The organism is Streptomyces sp. SID5785, assembly GCF_009870065.1.
Taxonomy (GTDB): Bacteria; Actinomycetota; Actinomycetes; order Streptomycetales; family Streptomycetaceae; genus Streptomyces.
Map to the genome: position 1 here is coordinate 1 of NZ_WWIA01000776.1, position 4,794 is coordinate 4,794.

A 4,794-nucleotide genomic window follows, 5' to 3' on the forward strand; every position below is an offset into this window, starting at 1 on the left:
TGGACCGGCTCGCCCGGGAACAGGAACTGCTGGACCGGCTCCGCGCGATCGACGCCGCGGGGCCCGGCGGCTGGCAGGACGTCCTGCGCGTCGTGGAGCTCATGCGCGGCCTCGCCTCCTCCGAGGCCGCCCGACGCCAACAGGCCGTCCTGGCCCGGCCCGAGGGCGCACCGGTCCCTGCCGACCTCCTCGCCCGCGCCGCCCTGGCCGAGGCCGATCCGCACGTCGCGGGCGCCCTGCGCTGGGCCCTCGCCCGGTCCGGCGCCGACGGCGTGACGGCCCTGGCCGCCGGGCTGGACGAGGCGGACGCCGGGGTACGGCGGCGCGCGGTCCTGGCCCTCGCCGAGCTGCCGGAGAGCGCGGACACGACGGACCTGCTCGTCGGCGCCCTCGACGACCCGGACCCGGCGGTGCGCCGGGCGGCCGCGCTGCCGCTCGGTGTCCGCGGCACCGACCGGGCCGTACCGGTGCTCGTCACCATGGTCGTCGAGGGGGCAGGCGACGTCGACGCCGCAGAGGCCCTCGGGGCGCTCGCGCGGGACCCCGCCCGCACGGACCACATCGTGGCGGCGCTCACCGCCGCACTCGCCGCCTCCGGCGCGGACCCGGCGGCCCGGCTGCGCCTCACTCAGGCCCTGGTCGAACTGCCCCCGCCCGCCGCCCGCGCAGCGCTGGGCAGCTTGACCGGGGACGGCGACCGCACCGTGGCGGCGGCCGCCACGGCCTTCCTCACGGTCGTCGGCGAACCCTAGGGCCTGCGGAGTACGGGGCCTGGCCGTGCCCCCGGGGTACGGGGCGGCAGGAGGCGCGAGGCGGGGTTCGCACGTGCTGAGGCATGGATTCCGGTGTCTGAGCCGACGCCTAGACTTGGCCGGCGCGGCCGAGCCCGGTCGTGTGCCGTGGGTGACGGGAGTGGGCCGGTGGTGGCAGGTTCGGGACCGGCGGGCGGTCCGTCCGCCGGAGGACCGGCACGGGGCGACGACCCGTCGGCCGAGGTGCTCGGGCGCGCGGCCGAGGCGTTCGGACTGCTGGCGTCGCCCGTGCGGCTGCACATGGTGTGGGCGCTCGCGCAGGGCGAGAGCGATGTGAGCGGTCTCGCCGAGCGGGTCGGCGGTGCGCTGCCCGCGGTCAGCCAGCACCTCACCAAACTCAAACTCGCCGGACTCGTCGGCTCCCGGCGCGAGGGCCGCCGGCAGGTCTACTACGTCGACGACCCCGACGTCGTGACCGTCGTCCGGCTGATGGTCGGGCAGCTCTCCGAGCGGGCCGAGCTGGACGCCCGGGCCGGGGCCCGGCTGCGCCGGCTCTCCTAGGGGCCGGCGTGCGTGCTCCCGGCCGGGCCGAGCGGATCGCGGATGCCGGGCCGGGACCCGGTATCGCGCCGGTCGGTGCCGTCCCCGGCGATCTGACCCGACTCCAGATCCTGCGCTCGCTCGGCACCGGACTGCGCGGGCTGACCGAGGCGGAGGCGGGGGACCGGCTCGCGCGGTACGGGGCGAACACCCCGCCCGCACTCCGGCGCCCCTCGTGGCCGCTGCGCTACTGGCGCGGCCTGCGCGATCCGTTCACGACGGTGCTGTTCTGTCTCGGTCTTGTCTCCGCGCTGGTCGCCTCCTGGGGCACCGCCTGCGTGATCCTCGCCCTGGTCACCGTCAGCTGCGTCCTGCGCGTGCACGGCGAACACCGGGCCGAGCGGGCCGGGGCCGGACTGCGGGCCCTCGTCGCGGCCACGGCGAGCGTGCAGCGCAGGGACGCCCCGGGGGCGCGGCCCCGGGTGCGCGAAGTGCCCGCCGACGACCTGGTGCCCGGCGACGTGGTCCGGCTCGCGCCCGGCGACGTCGTGCCCGCCGACCTGCGCCTGCTGCGGGCCCGCGGGCTCACCGTGCAGCAGGCGGCCCTGACCGGAGAGACCGCGCCCGCGCCCAAGCACCCCGTCGACGCGCCGGACGCCGCCGACGGGCCGCACGTGTGCTTCCAGGGCAGCAGCGTCGCCACCGGCAGCGGCACCGGAGTCGTCGTCGCGACCGGCGCCGACACACGGTTCGCCACGGTGGGCGCCGACCCACGCGCGCGGGGACGCGAACGGGGGCCGAGCGCCTTCGACCGCAGCGTGCACGGCATCTCCTGGATCCTCATCCGGTTCATGCTGCTCACCCCGCCGCTGGTGCTCATGGCGGACGCCGTGCTGCGCGGGCGGGGCCTGGCGACCCTGCCGTTCGCGGTCGCCGTCGCCGTCGGGCTCACCCCCGAGATGCTGCCGGTCATCGTCACCACCTGCCTGGCCCGCGGCGCCTCTCTGCTGGCCCGCGCGCACGGCGTGGTCGTGCGCCGGCTGCCCGCCCTGCACGACCTCGGCGCCGTCGACGTGCTGTGCGTCGACAAGACGGGGACGCTCACCCTCGACCGGCCCACGGTCGACCCGGACCGCACCGACCCCGAGGCCCTGCACTGGGCCGGCGTCGCCGCCTGGTGGACGCTCCAGAGCGCCGAGCTCCCGGACCCCGACCCGCTCGACGAGGCGCTCCTCGAGGCCACGGGACCCGAGGACTGGGAGGCGTACGACGGGATCGACGCGCTGCCCTTCGACCCCGTGCGGCGGCTCGCGACGGCCGTCGTGCACGGGGACGGTCCCGGGGGCGGCCTCCCGCCCGTCCTGGGCCCGCGCCGCCTCCCGGCCGTGCACACCCTCGCCGTGAAGGGCGCCGTGCCCGAGGTCCTGGAACGGTGCGCACTCGGTGACGCGGAGCGGGCACGGCTGCTCGTCCGGGCCGAGCGCCTCGCCGCCGACGGGGTGCGGCTGCTCGGCGTGGCCACCGCCCGGCGCCCGGCACGCGCGCGTGCGTACACACCCGCCGACGAGCGCGGGCTCACCTTCCAGGGCTTCGTCGCCTTCCACGACGCGCCCGCCGACACCGCGCAGGACGCGGTGCGCGAGCTCGCCGCCCAGGGCGTCACCCTCAAGGTCCTCACCGGGGACCACCCCGCGACGGCCGCCCGGATCTGCCGCGACCTCGGCATCGAGCCCGGCGAGGTCGTCCTCGGCGCCGACCTCGCCGGTCTTGCCGGACCCGCCCTCGCCGAACGGGCGGCGGGCGCCACCGTCTTCGCCCGCTGCACCCCGGCGGACAAGGCCAGGGTCGTCACCGCGCTGCGCTCGCGCGGGCACACCACGGGTTTCCTCGGCGACGGGGTCAACGACCTGCCCGCGCTGCGCGCTGCCGACGTCGGGGTCTGTCCGCGCGACGGGGTCGACGTCGCCCGCGAGAGCGCCGACGTCGTGCTCGCCGAGAAGGATCTGACGGCCCTCGGCCATGCCGTCGCGGCGGGCCGCACGGGCAGCGCCGCGATCGCCTCGTACTTGCGGATCACGCTCTCCTCCAACCTCGGCAACGTGATCGCGATGCTCGCGGCGGGACTCCTCCTGCCGTTCCTGCCGATGCTCCCCGCCCAGGTGCTCGTGCAGAACCTGTGCTTCGACGCCGCCCAGCTCTCCCTCGCCCACGACGACCCGGGCGAGGAGGGGCGGCGGCGGCCGACCGTGCTGCGGCCGCGCGCCTTCCTGCGGTTCATCACCGGGTTCGGGGCGCTCGGCGCGCTCGCCGACCTCGCGACCTTCGGGGTGATCGCGCTGGTGCTGCCCGGGGCGCTCGGCGAGGCCGACCAGGCCGGTTTCCACGGCGGGTGGTTCACCGAGAACCTCCTCACCCAGGCACTCGTCATGCTGCTCCTGCGCAGCGGCGGCCGGGCCCGCACGCCCGTGCGCGCGGCGGCGGCCGGGCTCGCCGTGGTCGGTGTCCTGCTGCCGTTCACCCCGCTCGGCCCGTTCCTCGGCATGACGGCACCTCCGGCGGTCTTCTACGGGCTGCTCGCCCTCGTGCTCGGCGCGTACGCGGCACTCCTCGTCCTGCTGCGGCGACGCCCGGTCCGAGCCCGGTGCCGGGCCGCCCGACCGTGATCGTATGCTTGCGCAATAACGCAAGTATTGAATGCCGTGACGAGAGGTGGGCATCGTGTTCCGCAACGCGCTGGAGCCCTGGCATCTGCTGATCCTGGGGCTCGTGATCATCCTGCTGTTCGGTTCGAAGAAGCTGCCGGACACCGCCCGCTCGCTCGGCAGGTCGCTGCGCATCCTCAAGAGCGAGACCAAGGCGCTGAAGGACGACGAGGAGCGCGGCACGACCGCTCCGACACAGACCTGACAGACGCGAAAGATCTGGCACATCCGGCAGGTCCGGCGGACCTGACCGAACCGACAGTGGAGGGAATGACCGTGGGGATTTCGCTGGCCAAGGGCGGCAACGTCTCGCTCAGCAAGGAGGCGCCCGGCCTGACCGCGGTGCTGGTCGGACTGGGCTGGGACGTCCGCACGACGACGGGCGCCGACTACGACCTCGACGCGAGCGCGCTGCTGTGCGACGCGTCCGGCCGGGTCCTGTCCGACGCGCACTTCATCTTCTACAACCAGCTCACCAGCCCCGACGGCTCGGTCGAGCACACCGGCGACAACCTCACCGGTGAGGGCGAGGGCGACGACGAGAGCGTCAAGGTGAACCTCGCGGCGGTGCCCGCCGACGTCGACAAGATCGTCTTCCCGGTGTCGATCCACGACGCCGAGGCCCGCGGCCAGAGCTTCGGCCAGGTGCGCAACGCCTTCATCCGCGTCGTCAACCAGGCGGGCGGCGCCGAGATCGCCCGCTACGACCTGTCCGAGGACGCGTCCACCGAGACCGCGATGGTCTTCGGCGAGCTCTACCGGCACGGCACGGAGTGGAAGTTCCGCGCCGTCGGCCAGGG

Annotated in this window: 5 protein-coding genes; all 5 read left to right on the forward strand. The window is 75.7% G+C overall.

Features of this window, described 5'->3' with window-relative positions; all coding sequences use genetic code 11:
* The coding region (locus GTW43_RS25255) for a HEAT repeat domain-containing protein (RefSeq protein WP_161304312.1) at positions 1-752 on the forward strand (752 nt) is incomplete at its 5' end.
* A gap of 171 nt (positions 753-923) precedes the next feature.
* The gene (locus tag GTW43_RS25260) at positions 924-1,313 is read left to right on the forward strand and encodes a metalloregulator ArsR/SmtB family transcription factor (RefSeq protein WP_161304315.1); all 390 of its coding nucleotides are present in this window, start codon (positions 924-926) and stop codon (positions 1,311-1,313) included.
* Between the two features lie 62 nt (positions 1,314-1,375).
* Complete coding sequence (gene mgtA / locus GTW43_RS25265; RefSeq protein ID WP_343246110.1) at positions 1,376-3,955, forward strand: magnesium-translocating P-type ATPase; 2,580 nt, start codon at positions 1,376-1,378, stop codon at positions 3,953-3,955.
* 55 nt (positions 3,956-4,010) lie between these two features.
* Positions 4,011-4,199 (forward strand): Sec-independent protein translocase subunit TatA, encoded by a 189-nt coding sequence (gene tatA, locus GTW43_RS25270; RefSeq protein ID WP_161304314.1) that lies wholly within the window; start codon positions 4,011-4,013, stop codon positions 4,197-4,199.
* Between the two features lie 71 nt (positions 4,200-4,270).
* Positions 4,271-4,794 (forward strand): TerD family protein (locus GTW43_RS25275; RefSeq protein ID WP_161304316.1); only part of this gene is annotated, 524 nt, incomplete at its 3' end.